The organism is Phytoactinopolyspora endophytica (assembly GCF_004138495.1).
GTDB lineage: Bacteria > Actinomycetota > Actinomycetes > Jiangellales > Jiangellaceae > Phytoactinopolyspora > Phytoactinopolyspora endophytica.
Window position 1 is genome coordinate 214,897 of the sequence record NZ_ML142856.1, and the last position, 402, is coordinate 215,298.

1 protein-coding gene is annotated in these 402 nt (G+C 68.7%); it reads left to right on the forward strand.

Annotated features, from left to right (window positions below; all coding sequences use genetic code 11):
* A partial coding sequence (locus ELR45_RS35375; protein WP_205856757.1) for an Ig-like domain-containing protein occupies window positions 1-402 on the forward strand: 402 nt, incomplete at both ends.

Genomic DNA, 402 nt, shown 5'->3' on the forward strand with positions numbered 1-402 from the left:
GTCGGCCTGCAGATCGAGGGCACCGTCGAGGTCAGCGGCGACGAGGCCGACTCCGCGTCGGACTTCAGCGTTGCCTCCGGTGAGCTCGCGCCTGCCGACGAGGAGGCCGAGGAAGAGCCGGGCGACTGGCCGGGTGAGTTCGAGATCGACGACGAAGGCAACTGGACCTTCACCCCGGACGAGGCCCTGGAGAACGGCGAGTACACGCTCACCGCCATGGCCACGCTCGAGGACGGCGACCCCGAGCTGACCGACTCCGAGGCCAGCGTCGACTTCACTGTCACCAATGATGACGGTGGCGACGAAGACGGCGGCGACGAGGACGGCGGCGATGAGGGCGGTGACGAGGACGGCGACGACCTTCCCGACACCGGTTCCAGCAGCCTGCCGATGATCCTGGTC